The following is a 15,334-nucleotide window of genomic DNA, read 5'->3' on the forward strand; positions in this document are numbered from 1 at the left end:
GGCGGGGCACGCGCGCCCGCCGCCACCACTCACAGGAGGACCGCATGGAACGAGATCGCGCACGGCGCCCGCTCTTCGAGCTCGATGAAGTGCCGCAGGCCGCGAAGATCAAGGTCATCGGCCTCGGCGGCGGCGGTGGCAACGCGGTGAGCCGGATGCTCGCGGCGCAGTTCACCGGCGTCGAGTTCATCGTGGCGAACACCGACGTGCAGGCGCTCCACGCGTCGCCCGCGCCCGTCAAGCTCCAGCTCGGCGCGAAGCTGACCAAGGGGCTCGGCGCCGGGTCGAACCCGGAGGTCGGGCGCGAGGCGGCGCAGGAGGATCCCGAGCAGATCACGCGGCTCCTCACGGGCGCGGACATGGTCTTCATCACGGCGGGTCTCGGTGGCGGGACCGGCACCGGCGCGGCGCCCGTCGTCGCGTCGCTCGCGAAGGACCTCGGGATCCTCACGGTCGCGGTCGTGACCAAGCCCTTCACGTTCGAGGGCCGGCGGCGCGCGCTGCAGGCCGAGGCGGGGCTCGCGGCGTTGCGCGCCGTCGTGGACACGCTGATCACGATTCCGAACCAGCGCTTGCTCTCGGTCGTGGACCGCGGCACGCCGCTCATCGACGCGTTCCGCGTCGCCGACTCGGTGCTCCAGCAGGCGGTGCAGGGCATCTCCGACCTGATCCTCGTCCCCGGGCTCGTGAACCTGGACTTCGCCGACGTGCGCACGATCATGTCGGGCATGGGCCTGGCGATGATGGGTACGGGCACCGGAAAGGGCGAGCACCGGGCGCTCGACGCCGCGCAAAAAGCGGTCGCGAGCCCGCTGCTCGACGACACGTCCATCGAGGGCGCGCGCGGCATCCTCATCAACTTCACGGGCGGCCCGGATCTCGCGATCCACGAGGTGGAGGAGGCTGCCCGCATCGTCCAAGAGGCGGCGCACGAGGAGGCCAACATCATCTTCGGCGCGGTCATCGACCCGCACATGGGCGACGAAGTCCGCATGACCGTGATCGCCACCGGCTTCGCGGAGAAGAAGGAGACGCAGAGCGCCGGCGGCAAGGTGGTGGACATGGCGCGCGCGCCGCGCTCGAGCCCGGCCGCGGGCGCGGGGAGCTGGCGGCGGCGCGTGGGCGAGGTGCGCGCCGAGGGCGACGTGCTCGGCGACGGAGACCTGGAGGTCCCCGCGTTCCTCCGCCGCCAGGCCGATTAGCGCGGGTGGCGCCGGGCGAGGTCAGCGGGGGCCCGGGCCTCCGCTGATCCCCCACGGCGAGCCGCCGGCGTACTTCACGTTCGCCTCGCTCGCGCGGCTCGGCGTGCCCCACGCCACCACGACGCGCCACTGCCCCGGCGTCCTCTCGTTCGCCGAGCCGATCGCGCCCGCGGACCCGGTCCCGCCGTTCCGCGGCGCCGCGGTCACGACGCTCGCCGGCGCCGGCCTCGACCTCGCGCGCGTCGCCTACGCCAAGCAGGTGCACGGCGCCGACGTCGCGCGCGTCCCGGCCGGCGGCGGCTTCGCGGGCGTCGTGGACGGGCTCGTGACGGCCGAGCGCGGCGTCCCCCTGGCGATCTTCACCGCCGACTGCCTCGCGATCGTGCTCTACGATCCGGCGCTCCCGGCGCTCGGCGCGGTCCACGTCGGCTGGCGCGGCACGGTGCGGGGCGCCGCCCAGGCGGCCGTGCGCGCCCTCGAGGCCCTCGGCGCGCGCGCGTCGCGCCTCCACGCGGCGATCGCGCCCTCGATCGGCCCGTGCTGCTACGAGGTGGACGAGCCCGTCATCGGCCCGCTCTCGGCGGCGTACGAGGGCTGGCAGGCGTGGGCGCGGCCCGCCGGGCCGGGACGCTTCATGCTCGATCTCTGGGCGGCCAACGAGACGCTCCTCGCGCGCGCGGGGCTCGACCCCGCGCGGATCGAGAGCCCGCGCCGCTGCACCGCGTGCGCGCGCGACCTCTTCTTCTCGTACCGCAAGGGCAGCCGGGGCCGGCTGGCCACCGTGGCCGCGCTGCCGTAGAATCCCCGTGCGGCCATGCAGGACATCCGGGCGAACCTCGAGCGCGTGCGCGAGCGGATCGCGCGCGCGGCGGAGCGCGCGGGCCGGCGCGCGGGGGACGTGCTGCTGATCGCCGTGTCGAAGACGGTCGAGGCGGAGCGCATCCGGCAGGCGGTCGCCGCGGGCGTGGCGGCGCTCGGCGAGAACCGGGTGCAGGAGGCGCGCGCCAAGATCGCCGAGCTCGGACGCCCCGTGCCGTGGCATCTCGTCGGCCAGCTCCAGACGAACAAGGCGAAGGAGGCCGTGGAGCTCTTCGACCTGATCCACTCGCTCGACCGGGCGGAGCTCGCGCGTGAGCTCGAGAAGCGCGCGCGGGCTCGCGGCCGCGCCGTGGAGGCGCTCGTGCAGGTGAACGTCGCGGGCGAGCGTCAGAAGGGCGGCGTGGCTCCCGACGGGCTCGGCGCGCTGCTCGACACGGTCGGGACGCTCGACCACCTGAGGGTGCGCGGGCTCATGACGCTCCCGCCCGAGGCGGCCGATGGCGAGGCGGCGCGCGCGTGGTTCCGCGCGCTCGCGAAGCTCGGCGCGCGGCACGGGCTCGCGGAGCTCTCGATGGGGATGAGTGCGGACTTCGAGGTGGCGATCGAGGAGGGCGCGACGATGGTACGCGTCGGCACGGCCGTCTTTGGACCACGCCCGCCGCGGCCGGGGAAGGAGCCGGGGGAGCGATGACGATCAAGGGCAAGAAGGTCGGGTTCGTCGGCGCCGGCAACATGGGCGAGGCCCTCATCAAGGGCCTGCTCGCGGCGAACCTGGTGCCCGCGGAGGCGATCTACGCGACCGACGTGCGCCTCGAGCGGCTGAAGGAGCTCGACCGCCAGTACGGCATCCAGGTCGCCGCCGGCAACAGCGAGCTCGTCCGCCACGCCGACGTCGTGATCCTCGCGGTGAAGCCCCAGATCATGGAGGCGGTCCTCCGGGAGATCGCTCCCGCGGTCACGCGCCGGAAGCTCCTCATCTCGATCGCCGCGGGCGTCGCGACCGGGAAGATCCGCGCGGGGCTCGGGAAGGACGCGCGGCTGATCCGCGTCATGCCCAACACGCCCGCGCTCGTCCTCGAGGGCGTCACGGCGATCGCCAAGGCCGAGGGCCTCGAGCCCGGCGACCTCGACATCGCGGGCGAGATCTTCAGCGCGGTCGGGCGGGTCGTCGTGCTCGGCGAGGACCTGCTCGACGCGGTGACGGGGCTCTCCGGCTCCGGCCCGGCCTACGTCGCCGTCGTGATCGAGTCGCTCGCCGACGGCGGCGTCCGCATGGGCCTCGATCGGCTCACGGCGATGACGCTCGCGACCCAGACCGTGCTCGGCGCCGCGAAGCTCCTCCTCGAGACGGGCATGCACCCGGGCGCGCTCAAGGACATGGTGAGCTCGCCCGGCGGCACCTCGATCGCCGGCATCGCGGCGCTCGAGGAGGGCGGCATCCGGACGACCTTCATCAAGGCCGTCGAGCGCGCCACGCAGCGCTCGCGTGAGCTCGGACGGGGGCCCGGATGATAAGATGAAGCCGTGTACGTCCTGAGCAACCTCGTCCTCGCGCTGGCGAAGGTGCTGCAGCTCGCCCTCGAGGTCTACTTCTGGATCATCATCGCGCGCGCGATCCTCTCGTGGGTGAGCCCCGACCCCTACAACCCGATCGTGCGCTTCCTCTACCGCGTCACCGAACCGGTGCTCCGCCCGATCCGGCACCGCCTGCCGACGGTCGGCATGGGGCTCGACCTGTCGCCCGTGGTCGTCCTCCTCGCGATCAAGTTCGTCGAGTGGTTCCTGGTCGACTCGCTGCGCGAATTTGGCTTGAGCCTGAGATAGCGATCGGAGGTCTCGATGCGCATCAGCCCGCTCGACATCCGGCAGCAGCAGTTCACGGTGCGGTGGTTCCGGGGCTTCGACAAGCACGAAGTCGACGCGTTCCTCGACGACGTCGCCGACGACTACGAGACCGTGCTCAAGGAGAACGCGCTCCTGAAGGAGCAGCTCGCGACGCTCGAGGAGCGCTCGCGCGGCCTCACCGAGCGCGAGAAGGCGCTGCAGGACACGCTGGTCACCACGCAGCGGCTCGGCGACGAGATGAAGGCGGCGGCGCGGCGCGAGGCGGAGCTCCACATGCGCGAGGCCGAGCTGCGCGGCGAGAAGCTGCTCGAGGAGGTGCGCAGCGAGGAGGCGAGGCTCCGGACCGACATCCAGGCCCTGCGGCGCGCGAAGCGCCAGCTCGTCGAGGACCTCCGCGCGACGCTCGACCGCTACGCCCGGCTCTGGTCGGCCGAGCTCGGTGAAGCCGGCGGCGACTCGAAGCCCTGAGGGCGCGGTGCTGAGCGTCCGCGTGAAGCCGCGCGCCGCGCGCGACGCGATCCTCGGCTGGCGGGACGGCGCCCTCCGCGTGCGCGTCACCGCGGCGCCCCGCGAGGGCGAGGCGAACCTGGCCCTCACCCGTCTCCTGGCCCGCGCCCTCGGCGTCGCGCCCGCCACGGTCGCGGTCGTCCACGGCGGGCGCTCGCGTGACAAGCGTGTCAGCATCACCGGCCTCAGCGAGGCCGAGGTACGTCGCCGGCTCGCATGACACAGGGGTCCTTCCTCACGCCGGTCTGGTGGGCTCACGACCGGCTCATGCTGATCGACCAGACGCTCCTGCCCGGCCGGGAGGTCGAGCGCGCGTACAGCCGCTGGGAGGACCTCGCGGACGCGATCCGGACCCTCGTCGTGCGCGGCGCGCCCGCCATCGGCGTCACCGCCGCGTACGGCGTCGCGCTCGCCGCGCGTGCCAGCCGCGCGACGACGTTCGACGGGCTCTTCGCCGACGTCGAGACGGCGCTGAAGGGGCTCGCGGCCACGCGCCCCACGGCCGTCAACCTCTTCTGGGCCCTCGAGCGCATGAAGCGGGTCGCCGAGAGCGGGCGCCGGCTCCCGCCCGACGACGTCCGCGCGCGGCTCCTCGCCGAGGCGCACGCGATCCGCGAGGAGGACCTGGCGGCGAACCAGGCGATGGGGGCCCACGGCGCCGCGCTCGTGCCGCCGCACGCGCGGATCCTCACGCACTGCAACGCGGGCGCGCTCGCCACGGCGGGGTACGGCACCGCGCTCGGCGTCGTCCGCGCCGCCCACGCGCAGGGCAAGGTCGCGCGCGTGTGGGTGGACGAGACGCGGCCGGTCATGCAGGGCTCGCGGCTCACGGCGTGGGAGCTCGTGCGCGAGGGGATCCCGCACCGGCTGATCGCCGACGTCGCCGCCGCGTCGCTGATGGCGCGGGGCGAGGTGGATCTGATCGTCACCGGCGCCGACCGCATCGCCGCGAACGGCGACACCGCGAACAAGATCGGCACCTACGCGCTCGCGGTGCTCGCCCGGCACCACGCGGTGCCCTTCTACGTCGCCGCGCCCGTCTCGACGATCGACGCGTCGCTCCCGTCGGGCGACCACATCCCGATCGAGGAGCGCGACCCCGCCGAGCTGCGGAAGGTCGGCGCGCAGCAGACGGCGCCCGCCGAGTCGCCCGTGTTCAACCCGGCGTTCGACGTCACGCCCGCGCGGCTCATCGCCGCCATCATCACCGAGCGCGGGGTCTTCCGGCCGCCGTACGCGTTTGCGTAGGGGGGTCGCGCGCCGGTACCACGACGGCACCGAGCACTCGCCCCAGTCGGTGCGCACCAGCACGCACACGCTCGACTGGGACGTCAAGCCCTTCCCGTTCAAGGTCTACACGGAGCTCCCGGCCCTCGCGCTGCCGCGCGACGCCGACCCGGTCGCCGCCGACGCCCTCGCGGCGCTCGCCGCGCCCGCGCCGGACGCGCCGCGGCTCTCCCTCGAGACGCTCGCGGCGCTCCTCTACTACTCGGCGGGCCTGACCAGGAAGAAGACCTATCCGGGCGGGGGCGAGGCGCTCTTCCGCGCCGCGCCCTCGACCGGCGCCCTGTACCAGACCGAGGTGTACGTGGCCGCCGGCGCGGTCGAGGGCCTCGAGCCCGGCCTCTACCACTTCTGCCCGGGCGACTTCGCGCTGCGCCGCCTGCGGCAGGGCGACGTGCGCGCCGCGCTCGCCGCGGCTGCCGGCGACGAATCGCTGGCCAAGCGCGCCGCGACCATCGTGCTGAGCGCCATCTACTGGCGCAACACGTGGAAGTACCAGGCCCGGGGCTACCGGCATCTCTTCTGGGACTCCGGGACGCTGCTCGCCAATCTCCTCGCCGTCGGCGGCGCGCTGGGCCTGGCGCCCCGGCTGCTCACCGGCTTCGTCGACGCCGAGGTGAACCGGCTCCTCGGCCTGGACGCCACGCGCGAGGCCGCGCTCGAGCTCGTGCCGCTCGGCCCCGAGGGCGCGCCGGCCCCGGCCGTCGTGACGCTCGACGAGATCAGCCACCCGGTCATGCCGCTCTCTTCCAGCGAAGTGGACTATCCGCTGCTCCGCGAGATCCACGCAGCCTCGAGTCTCGAGACTCCCGCGGCCGTCCGCGCGTGGCGGCAGGGGAGCCTGACGGCGCGCGCCGTCGAGAAGGCCGTGTCCCCGGCCCTGCTGCCTCTGCCTCCGCCGCGCGCGACGTGCGGGCGCGGGCTCGGCGACACGATCCAGCGGCGCGGCTCGACGCGGCAATTTGCTCACGAGTCCCTGACGGCGCTCGAGCTCGCGACGGCCCTGGCGCTCGCCGCGCGCGCCGCGGAGGCCGACGTCCCGCCGGGGCTCGTCGACCTCTATCTGGTCGTCGACGCGGTCGACGGCGTGCCGCCGGGCGCTTACGTCTATCACCGCGACGCCCACGCGCTCGAGCTCCTCCGGCCGGGCGAGTGGCGGCGCGAATCGGCGTACCTCTGCCTCGAGCAGCCGCTCGGCGGCGACGCCGCGGCGGTCGTCTATTTCCTGGCGCCGCTCGGCGCCATCCTCGATGCCTTCGGCGACCGCGGCTACCGGCTCGCCAACCTCGAGGCCGGGCTCGCCGGCGGGCGCGCCTATCTCGCCGCGTACGCGCAGGGGTTCGGCGCGTCGGGGCTCACCTTCTACGACCGGCTCGTCGTCGAGTTCTTCTCGCCGCACGCGCGCGGCACGGACGCGATCTTCGTCACCGCCCTCGGGCGCTCGGCGGGTTCCGGCCGTGTTACCATCGGAGCGAATCTCACCCTCTCCAGGAGGCCGGCGGGATGAAGAAGTACCAGCTGATGGCGCCGGGCCCGACGCCCGTGCCGAGCGAAGCGCTCCTGGCCATGGCGCAGCCGATGATCCACCACCGGACGCCGCAGTACGAGGCGCTCTTCACCGAGGTGCGCGCCGGGCTCAAGAAGCTCTTCCAGACCCAGACCGAGGTGCTGCCGCTCGCGTGCTCGGGCACGGGCGCGATGGAGGCGGCGGTGGTCAACACGCTCTCCGCGGGCGACACCGTCGCGCTGGTCCGCGCGGGGAAGTTCGGCGACCGCTGGCTGGAGATCTGCAAGGCGTACGGGGTCAACGTCCTCGACCTGACCGCGCCGTTCGGCCACAGCGTGCCCGCCGCGCGCGTCGCCGAGACGCTCGGGGCGCACACGGGTCTGAAGGCGGTGATCACCCAGCACAGCGAGTCCTCGACGGGCGTGCTCCACGACGTGCGCGGCTACGCCCAGGCGACGCGCGACACGGGGGCGTTCCTCATCGTGGACGCGGTCTCGAGCCTCGGGATCGCCGACCTGCCGATGGACGTGTGGGGCGTGGACGTCGTCGTCTCGGGCTCGCAGAAGGGGCTCATGCTCCCGCCCGGCCTCGCGTTCTGCGCGCTCAGCGACAAGGCGTGGGCGGCGACGAAGACCTCACGGCTGCCGAAGTACTACTTCAACCTCGTCGAGGAGCGGAAGTGCGTCGTGAAGAACGAGGCGCACTTCACGCCCGCGGTCTCCATCGTCATCGGGCTCCAGGCGGTCCTGCGCATGCTCGAGAAGGAGGGGCTCGCGAACGTCTTCAAGCGCCACGACCGGCTCGCGCGCGCGACGCGCGCGGGCGTCGAGGCGCTCGGCCTCGAGCTCTTCTGCAAGGCGACGCCGAGCCCCGCGCTCACGGCGGTCGTCTCGCCGAAGGGCGTGGACAGCGAGAAGATCGTCGCCCTCTACTCGCAGGCGCACAACATCACGATCGCCGGCGGGCAGGGCGAGATGAAGGGCAAGATCTTCCGCCTCGGTCACATGGGCTACGCCGCCGAGTTCGACACGATCGTCGCGCTCGCGGCGCTCGAGCAGGTCCTGGCCGACCTCGGCCAGCCGGTGGACTTCGGCGCCAGCGTCCGCGCCGCCCAGAAGATCTTCGCCGAGAAGTCGTGAAGCGGGTCCTCGTCACCGACCGCCTCGACGCCGTCGGCGTCGACGCGTTGCGGAAGCACGGCCTCGAGGTGGACGTCGCGGGCGCGCTTGCCGAGGCCGAGCTGGTCGCGCGCATCGGCGAGTACGAGGGGCTGATCGTCCGCAGCGCCACCAAGGTCACGCGCGCCGCGCTCGAGGCCGGGCGCCGCCTCGAGGTCGTCGGCCGCGCGGGCGCGGGCGTGGACACGATCGACGTGGACGCGGCGACCGAGCGGGGCGTGGTCGTGATGAACACGCCCGGCGGCAACACGACCGCGGTCGCCGAGCACACGCTCGCCCTGCTCCTGGCGCTCGCCCGCCGCGTGCCCGCCGCCGACCATTCCCTGAAGGGCGGGCGCTGGGAGAAGAACAGGCTCCAGGGCGTCGAGCTCCTCGGCAAGACGCTTGGCGTCCTCGGGCTCGGGCGGATCGGTTCCGAGGTGGCCCGCCGCGCGGCGGCCTTCCGCATGCAGGTGATCGCCTACGACCCGTACCTCACGCGTGAGGCCGCCCAGCGCCACGGCGTCGAGCCCGTCGAGCTCGACGAGCTCCTCGCCCGGGCGGACTTCATCACGATCCACGTGCCGCTCGTCGAGGAGACGCGGCACCTGCTGGGCGAGGACGAGCTGGCGCGCGTGAAGCCCGGCGTCCGGATCGTCAACTGCGCTCGCGGGGGAATCATCGACGAGCAAGCGCTCGCCGGGGCGATCCGCGCGGGCCGCGTCGCGGGCGCGGCGCTCGACGTCTTCGAGCAGGAGCCACCGCCTGCCGACCACCCGCTGCTCGGGCTCGAGCAGGTGATCGCCACGCCGCACCTCGCCGCGGCGACCGACGAGGCGCAGACCGCCGTGGCGCTCGCGATCGCCGACCAGGTCGCGGACGCGCTGCTGCGCGGCCTCGTCGTGAACGCGGTCAACCTCCCGTCGGTGGACGCCGAGACGCACCGGGAGCAGGCGCCGTGGACCGGGCTCGCCGAGAAGATGGGCCGCTTCCTCGCCCAGCTGGCCGAGGGGCGGATGGAGGAGGTGCGACTCACGTACGCGGGGGAGATCGCGGGGCGCACGCCCGCCACGCTCACGCTCGCCTTCGTCCGCGGCCTCCTCGGCACGATCCTCTCGGAGCGCATCACGGACGTGAACGCGCTCCCGCTCGCGAAATCGCGCGGCCTCCGGGTCACCGAGACCTCGACGACCGAGGCCCAGGACTACGCGAGCCTCATCGAGGCCGAGCTCCGCACCGATCGCGGCGCCGCGTCGGTCGCCGGCAGCGTGTTCTTCAAGCGCGAGGCGCGCTTCGTCCGGATCGACGGCTACCCGCTGGAAGCCCTGCCACAGGGCTGGATGCTCGTCTTCGCGAACCTCGACGTGCCCGGGGTGATCGGCCGGATCGGCACCCTCTGCGGCCGCCACGGCGTCAACATCGCGGGGATGCAGCTCGGGCGCGAGCGGCGGGGCGGCCGCGCGGTCTCCATCCTGAACCTCGACGACCCGATGCCGCCGGCGGCGCTCGACGAGATCCGGGCGATGTCCGACATCGTCTCCGCCAAGCTCGTCAAGCTGTAGCGCGCCGCAGACCGAGATCGTCACCGGGATGGGCGGCCAGCAGATTCTGCTGGAAGATCCAGCCGGCAACCCCATCGAGCTCTTCCAGCCCGGGCGTCGCTGAGGTCCACGCGTCGAACCGCGACACCGCCCCGTAACGTCTCAGTCTCACCTAGCGGATTTTGCACAGCACGATCCCCACGGCGATTCCGAGGACAAGAGCAGCGCCGATGATGCTGATGAGCCCGACGATATCGTCTCGGTCCATCTCAGGCCGCCCGGCGTGCAGTTTCGTCCGGCGACCACACACGGTCGGCCGGGTCGGCCTCCATCGCGGGCGGCGCCATGGGCCGAGGATGCCAGATCGGCGCGTCACCCCGTACGCTGGCGGGTCAGACTGAGGCACGACCACCGCCCGGCCCGCTACGCTTTCAGCGCCTCAGGGCTTAGAATGGTCCGGTTGTGAGCAAGCTCAGGCTGTTCGTCATACGGCACGGGGAAACCGCGTGGTCGCGCGAGCGGCGGTTCGCGGGCGCGCGGGACGTCCCGCTGGCCCCCGAGGGCCTGCGCCAGTGCGAGGCCGTCGCGACGGCACTCGCGCCGCAGGTCGTCACCGCGGTCTACGCGAGCCCGCTCGAGCGCGCCCGCGCGTCGGCCGAGGTCATCGCGAAGCCCCACCGCCTCTCCGTGGAGGTCGAACCCGCCTTCGCCGAGATGGCGTTCGGCGAGTGGGAGGGCCTCACGCGCGACGAGGTCGCCGCCCGCTTCCCGGCGGCGTACGAGCAGTGGCGCCACGCCCCGCACCTCCTCAGGATCGCCGGCGGCGAGACGGTCGCCGACGTCGCTGGGCGCGCGCGCGCCGGGCTCGAGGAGCTCCGCGCCACGCACGCGGGCGAGACGGTCGTGCTCGTGAGCCACGCGATCGTCACGCGGCTGCTCGTGCTCGACGCGCTCGGGCTCGGCCCGGAGCGGCTCTGGACCGTGGATGCCGCGCCCGCCGGCATCACCGAGATCGAGTACGAGCCCGGCTGGGCGACCGTCCACCGGATGAACACGCTCGCGCACCTCGAGGCGCCGTCGTGAGGCCGCTGCCGTCCCAGCTTCCCAGGGGCGCGCGCGTCTACCTGCCGGACGAAGCGGCGCGCAAGCGGCACGTCGAGGCGTGCCTGCTCGGCGTGTTCACGCGCTGGGGCTACCGCGAGATCGTCACCTCGACGTACGAGTACGCCGACGTGCTCGCGACCGGCACCGACGCCGACGTGCAGGAGAACATGTTCAAGCTCGTGGACCGCGAGACCGGCCGCCTGCTCGCGCTCCGCGCCGACATCACGCCGCAGATCGCGCGCATCGTGGCGACGCGCCTGCGCGACGAGCCCAAGCCGATCCGCCTCGCCTACGTGACCAACGTCTTCCGCTACGACGAGCCGCAGGTGTCGCACTACCGGGAGTTCTACCAGGCGGGCGTCGAGCTGGTCGGCCTGGAGAAGCCGGAGGCGGAGGTCGAGATCATCGCGATGGCGATCGAGGGCTTCCGGGCGCTCGGCCTCGAGCGCTTCCAGCTCGTGCTGGGCCACCCGGACTTCTTCCGCGGCCTCTGCGAGGAGCTCGCCGCCGAGCCCGCGCGCGTGCGTGAGCTGCGCGCCGCGCTCGGCCGGAAGGACGCCGCCGCGCTCGCGGCCGTCGTGCGGCAGCTCGCGCCGCCGGCGCCGCTCGGCGAGGCGCTCGCCGCGCTCCCCGGGCTCTTCGGGGGCGAGGCGGTGCTCGAGCGCGCGGCGGCGATCGCCCACAACAAGCGCTCGGCCCGGGCCGTCGCGAACCTCGCCGAGGTCGCCCGCTTGCTCAAGATCTACGGGCTCGCCGACGCGGTGACGCTCGACCTGGGCGAGGTGCGCGGCTTCGACTACTACTCGGGGACGTACTTCGAGGCATATGTGTCGGGCTTCGGCGCCGCGGTCGCGGGCGGCGGCCGCTACGACCAGATGCTCGCGCGCTTCGGCTACGACTGCGCCGCGGTGGGCTTCGCCTTCGACGTCGCGCGCGTGCTCTCGGTGATGGAGGCGCAGGGCGTGGCCGTCGCGCTGGCCGGGCCCGACTTCTTCATCATCGACTTCACGCCGGACAAGACGGCGGCGCTCTCGCTCGCGCGGCGGCTGCGCGACCTCGGCGCCTCGGTGGCGCGCGATATCGTGAGCCGCGGGCTCGAGGACTCGCTCGCGTACGCGCGCGCCCAGCGGGTGCGCCACGTGCTGGTCGTGGGAAGCCCGAAGACGGGGGCTGACCGGCTCCTCGCCATCGACCTCGCGAGCGGCGCCGAGCGCACGCTCGCGGTCGCCGAGCTCCTGGCCGATCCGGCGCGCTTCTTTGGAGGGGTGGGTCATGCCTAACATCGTCGTCGTCGGCACGCAGTGGGGGGACGAGGGCAAGGGGAAGGTCGTCGACCTCCTGACGCCGCACGTGAACGTCGTCGCGCGGTTCGCGGGGGGCAACAACGCCGGCCACACGGTCGTGGTGGGCCGCGAGAAGTACGTCCTCCACACGATCCCGTCGGGCATCCTGCACCCGGGCTGCCGCTGCGTCATCGGCTGCGGCGTCGTCGTGGACCCGGGCTCGCTCATCGAGGAGATGGAGGCGCTCGTGCGTCGCGGCGTCACGCTCGACGGCAATCTCTTCATCTCGAAGAACGCGCACCTGATCATGCCCTACCACCCGGCGCTCGACCACGCCTCGGAGGCGAAGCTCGGCAAGCGACGCATCGGCACCACCGGCAAGGGCGTGGGGCCCGCCTACGTGGACAAGGCGGCGCGCGTCGGCATCCGCATGGCCGACCTCCTCAACGAGCGCCTGTTCCGCGAGAAGCTCGAGCTGAACGTGGCGCAGAAGAACCGGCTGCTTCGGGAGATCTACGACGCGCAGACCTTCTCGGTGGAGGAGATCCTCGACAAGTACCTCCGCTACGCGGGCTGGCTCGCGCCGTACATCACGGACACAGCGCTCCTGCTCTCGCGCTGGATCGAGAGCGGCTACAGCGTCCTCTTCGAGGGCGCGCAGGCGACGATGCTCGACATCGACCACGGGACGTACCCGTACATCACCTCGTCCTCGACGACGGCCGGCGGCGCCTCGACCGGCACCGGCGTGCCGCCGACGAAGATCGACGGCGTCCTCGGCGTGAGCAAGGCCTACACGACGCGCGTGGGCGGCGGGCCGTTCCCGACGGAGCTGTCGGGCACGGTCGCCGAGGCGCTCCGCGCGCGCGGCCACGAGTACGGCGCGACGACGGGCCGGCCGCGCCGCTGCGGCTGGTTCGACGCCGTCGTCGGCCGCTACGCGACGCGCATCAACGGCCTCGACACCGTGGCCCTCACGAAGCTCGACGTCCTGGATCAGTGCGAGACGGTGAAGGTCTGCGTCGCCTACCGGCACCGCGGCGACGTCCTCACGGAGTTCCCCGAGGACGAGAACGTCGTGGTCGAGGCCGAGCCCGTCTACGAGGAGGTCGAGGGCTGGCGGGCCTCGACCGTCGGCGCCCGGAACGAGACCGACCTGCCGGCGAAGGCACGCCGCTACATCGAGCGGCTCGAGGAGCTGGTGGGCGTGCCCTTCTGCCTCATCTCGACCGGCGCCCAGCGCGCCGAGACGATCCTGTGCGAGGACTCGCCGCTCGTGCGCTGGTTCCCGTCGGTGCGCTCGAGCCTGCTCTAGCGCGGCGCCCACGCGCGCCCGGACCCGGAGAGGAGCCGTCATGAGACTCCATGCGAAGGCCGCCCTCGTGCTCGCGCTGGTGCTGCTGTCGGGCTCGCCGGCGGCGGCGCAGGGCGAGCCGCCGGAGGCGCGCGAGCTGGCGCGCCTCATCTTCACGTCGGGCACCTTCGACGCGATCATGGTTCAGGCCGGGAAGATCGGCTCGCAGGTCATCAAGGCGGCGCTCGAGGGGCGCGTCCGGCGCCCGCTCACCGAGGACGAGACGGGACGCCTCCAGACGCTCTTCACGCGCCTCATGAAGGAGGTCGCGCCGCAGCAGGAGTGGGAGAACCTCTACGCGTCGCTGATCTCGCGCCACTTCTCGGGTGCCGAGATGCGCGAGCTCGCGGACTTCTATCACACCCCGCTCGGCGCCAAGGCGCTGCGCCTCTCGGGGGTCATGGTCACCGAGGGCGCGGCCGCAGGTGAGCGCCTCATGAAGGCGCGCGAGAAGGAGTTCGGCGCGCGCTTCGGCGCCGAGTTCTCCCGCGAGTTCCCCGCGCTCTCGCGCGAGATCGAGCGGCAGCAGCAGCCACGGTAGGAGCCGCGGGCCGGGATCGGCTACCCGCGGGTCGGCTGGGGGACGGCGGTCCGGGGCTCGACGCGCGGGCGCGCGCGGAGGGCGCCGAGGAAGAACGCGCGCCAGAATCCTTCGGGCACGCTGAACAGCTCGGAGCCGAAGAGCGCCGCGGCGTCGAAGCGGCGCGCGAGGCGGAAGCCGAAGCTGTAGAACGCGAAGATGTTCTTCGGCGTGAGCCGTCCGTTGAAGTGGACGTCGAGCGCCAGGTGCATCAGGCCTCCCGCGAGATAGCCGGCGAGCCACGCCGAGTCGAGCCACCAGGCGAGCGCCCCGAGGGCCAGGAAGAACTCGTAGGAGTGCAGCGCGAGGACCACGCGCCGCGCGCGGCCCTCGGTGTAGTAGCGCAGGAACGCGCCGGGCGTCAGCTCGCGGCGGCGCTCGACGAGCACATAGTCCACCGCGTGGTCCACGTCGATGAGGAAGCCCCCGACGACGACACCGACCGTGAGAGGAAGCGAGCCGGTCGCGGCCAGCGCGGCGCCGGCGGCAGCCACCGAGGTGACGAGATGCCCTCCGGGGCTCATGGGGCGCATTTTAAGCGCGGCGGGGGTCCCCTCCCATCGGCTCTTCACCTGATATCCCCGGGGGAACATCCCTGAGAGGTGACCCCTGGCCAGGCCTCCACGCCGCGATCGCGGCTTTGGGGCTGCTCCGGTCTCGCGTAGAATCTCAGGCACGAGCCGTTAGCTCAGTTGGCAGAGCACCTGACTTTTAATCAGGGGGTCGGTGGTTCGATCCCACCACGGCTCACCAATCACTTCAGTGACTTCCGTATCTCCCGCTGATCGAGACTATAGGCGGGGTTGCGTCTAGGTTGCGGATCGTTGTGCCTGTCGGACGCTCATCCAGCCGGTTCACAGCAGCCCAGTTCGCTCCCGGAACGAAGGTGGCCGTAGACATCGACCGTGATCGAGATTGATGAGTGGCGCATTTCCTACCTCCCCGGTCTAAACGCGTCCGTCATCACCAGACGTACATTTTGGACCAATGACTTGAACGGCATCGCCTTCGCCTCTAGCAACTTGAGCAGCGTGTCCTGGAAACGTTGACTCCTGCGGCTCCTGGCTCGACTCGTGGCCGGGCATCGGTGCCGTCGCAGTCGGCATGACTCGCCAGGGCTATGACCTCCAGCTCACGCGGTACGACGAGCA

General features: G+C 72.7%; 16 protein-coding genes and 1 tRNA gene. 16 read left to right on the plus strand and 1 reads right to left on the minus strand.

Annotated elements, in window-relative coordinates; all coding sequences use genetic code 11:
• Positions 1 to 44 precede the first annotated feature (44 nt).
• From ftsZ to VKG64_14785, 15 genes are all read left to right on the plus strand, one after another.
• A complete protein-coding gene (gene ftsZ, locus VKG64_14715; protein HKB26292.1) occupies positions 45 to 1,202 on the plus strand; it encodes a cell division protein FtsZ in 1,158 nt (385 codons plus the stop codon).
• Between the two features lie 103 nt (positions 1,203 to 1,305).
• Complete coding sequence (locus tag VKG64_14720; protein HKB26293.1) at positions 1,306 to 2,001, plus strand: polyphenol oxidase family protein; 696 nt, start codon at positions 1,306 to 1,308, stop codon at positions 1,999 to 2,001.
• Between the two features lie 15 nt (positions 2,002 to 2,016).
• Positions 2,017 to 2,712, plus strand: coding sequence for a YggS family pyridoxal phosphate-dependent enzyme (locus tag VKG64_14725; GenBank protein HKB26294.1), 696 nt, complete (start codon positions 2,017 to 2,019; stop codon positions 2,710 to 2,712).
• Positions 2,709 to 3,533 carry a pyrroline-5-carboxylate reductase gene (gene proC / locus VKG64_14730; GenBank protein ID HKB26295.1) on the plus strand — a complete coding sequence of 275 codons (825 nt, stop codon included), beginning with the start codon at positions 2,709 to 2,711 and terminating at the stop codon, positions 3,531 to 3,533. The genes VKG64_14725 and proC overlap by 4 nt, the downstream gene beginning before the upstream one ends.
• A 12-nt stretch (positions 3,534 to 3,545) precedes the next feature.
• Positions 3,546 to 3,845 carry a YggT family protein gene (locus VKG64_14735; protein HKB26296.1) on the plus strand — a complete coding sequence of 100 codons (300 nt, stop codon included), beginning with the start codon at positions 3,546 to 3,548 and terminating at the stop codon, positions 3,843 to 3,845.
• A 15-nt stretch (positions 3,846 to 3,860) separates the two neighbouring features.
• Positions 3,861 to 4,334, plus strand: coding sequence for a DivIVA domain-containing protein (locus VKG64_14740; GenBank protein ID HKB26297.1), 474 nt, complete (start codon positions 3,861 to 3,863; stop codon positions 4,332 to 4,334).
• A gap of 7 nt (positions 4,335 to 4,341) precedes the next feature.
• Entirely contained in the window at positions 4,342 to 4,593 is a 252-nt protein-coding gene (locus tag VKG64_14745; GenBank protein ID HKB26298.1) for a DUF167 domain-containing protein, read from the plus strand.
• A complete protein-coding gene (gene mtnA, locus VKG64_14750; protein HKB26299.1) occupies positions 4,590 to 5,621 on the plus strand; it encodes an S-methyl-5-thioribose-1-phosphate isomerase in 1,032 nt (343 codons plus the stop codon). Before VKG64_14745 ends, mtnA begins: the two co-directional genes overlap by 4 nt.
• A complete protein-coding gene (locus tag VKG64_14755; GenBank protein ID HKB26300.1) occupies positions 5,614 to 7,164 on the plus strand; it encodes a SagB/ThcOx family dehydrogenase in 1,551 nt (516 codons plus the stop codon). The genes mtnA and VKG64_14755 overlap by 8 nt, the downstream gene beginning before the upstream one ends.
• The gene (locus VKG64_14760) at positions 7,161 to 8,303 is read left to right on the plus strand and encodes an alanine--glyoxylate aminotransferase family protein (protein HKB26301.1); all 1,143 of its coding nucleotides are present in this window, start codon (positions 7,161 to 7,163) and stop codon (positions 8,301 to 8,303) included. Before VKG64_14755 ends, VKG64_14760 begins: the two co-directional genes overlap by 4 nt.
• Entirely contained in the window at positions 8,300 to 9,883 is a 1,584-nt protein-coding gene (gene serA / locus VKG64_14765) for a phosphoglycerate dehydrogenase (protein ID HKB26302.1), read from the plus strand. The genes VKG64_14760 and serA overlap by 4 nt, the downstream gene beginning before the upstream one ends.
• Positions 9,884 to 10,324: 441 nt before the next feature.
• Positions 10,325 to 10,945 (plus strand): histidine phosphatase family protein, encoded by a 621-nt coding sequence (locus VKG64_14770; GenBank protein ID HKB26303.1) that lies wholly within the window; start codon positions 10,325 to 10,327, stop codon positions 10,943 to 10,945.
• A complete protein-coding gene (gene hisZ / locus VKG64_14775; GenBank protein ID HKB26304.1) occupies positions 10,942 to 12,246 on the plus strand; it encodes an ATP phosphoribosyltransferase regulatory subunit in 1,305 nt (434 codons plus the stop codon). Before VKG64_14770 ends, hisZ begins: the two co-directional genes overlap by 4 nt.
• Positions 12,239 to 13,564 carry an adenylosuccinate synthase gene (locus tag VKG64_14780; protein ID HKB26305.1) on the plus strand — a complete coding sequence of 442 codons (1,326 nt, stop codon included), beginning with the start codon at positions 12,239 to 12,241 and terminating at the stop codon, positions 13,562 to 13,564. Before hisZ ends, VKG64_14780 begins: the two co-directional genes overlap by 8 nt.
• 40 nt (positions 13,565 to 13,604) lie before the next feature.
• Positions 13,605 to 14,144: a DUF2059 domain-containing protein gene (locus VKG64_14785; protein ID HKB26306.1), complete on the plus strand. Its 540-nt coding sequence runs from the start codon at positions 13,605 to 13,607 to the stop codon at positions 14,142 to 14,144.
• A 20-nt stretch (positions 14,145 to 14,164) separates the two neighbouring features.
• On the opposite strand, the gene VKG64_14790 is transcribed toward VKG64_14785, so the two are convergent.
• Positions 14,165 to 14,707, minus strand: coding sequence for a hypothetical protein (locus VKG64_14790; protein ID HKB26307.1), 543 nt, complete (start codon positions 14,705 to 14,707; stop codon positions 14,165 to 14,167).
• Positions 14,708 to 14,860: 153 nt separating this feature from the next.
• Here VKG64_14790 and VKG64_14795 point away from each other — a divergent pair.
• A tRNA-Lys gene (locus VKG64_14795) sits at positions 14,861 to 14,936 on the plus strand.
• Positions 14,937 to 15,334: the final 398 nt, after the last annotated feature.

Source organism: Candidatus Methylomirabilota bacterium (genome assembly GCA_035260325.1).
Lineage (GTDB): Bacteria > Methylomirabilota > Methylomirabilia > Rokubacteriales > CSP1-6 > AR19.

Bases quoted from the DNA above. Each gene is read 5' to 3' on its own strand.
- ftsZ (HKB26292.1), top strand. From the start codon at position 45: ATGGAACGAGATCGCGCACGGCGCCCGCTCTTCGAGCTCGATGAAGTG.
- mtnA (HKB26299.1), top strand. From the start codon at position 4,590: ATGACACAGGGGTCCTTCCTCACGCCGGTCTGGTGGGCTCACGACCGG.
- VKG64_14780 (HKB26305.1), top strand. From the start codon at position 12,239: ATGCCTAACATCGTCGTCGTCGGCACGCAGTGGGGGGACGAGGGCAAG.
- VKG64_14725 (HKB26294.1), top strand. From the start codon at position 2,017: ATGCAGGACATCCGGGCGAACCTCGAGCGCGTGCGCGAGCGGATCGCG.
- VKG64_14785 (HKB26306.1), top strand. From the start codon at position 13,605: ATGAGACTCCATGCGAAGGCCGCCCTCGTGCTCGCGCTGGTGCTGCTG.
- VKG64_14790 (HKB26307.1), bottom strand. From the start codon at position 14,707: ATGAGCCCCGGAGGGCATCTCGTCACCTCGGTGGCTGCCGCCGGCGCC.
- VKG64_14760 (HKB26301.1), top strand. From the start codon at position 7,161: ATGAAGAAGTACCAGCTGATGGCGCCGGGCCCGACGCCCGTGCCGAGC.
- proC (HKB26295.1), top strand. From the start codon at position 2,709: ATGACGATCAAGGGCAAGAAGGTCGGGTTCGTCGGCGCCGGCAACATG.
- VKG64_14740 (HKB26297.1), top strand. From the start codon at position 3,861: ATGCGCATCAGCCCGCTCGACATCCGGCAGCAGCAGTTCACGGTGCGG.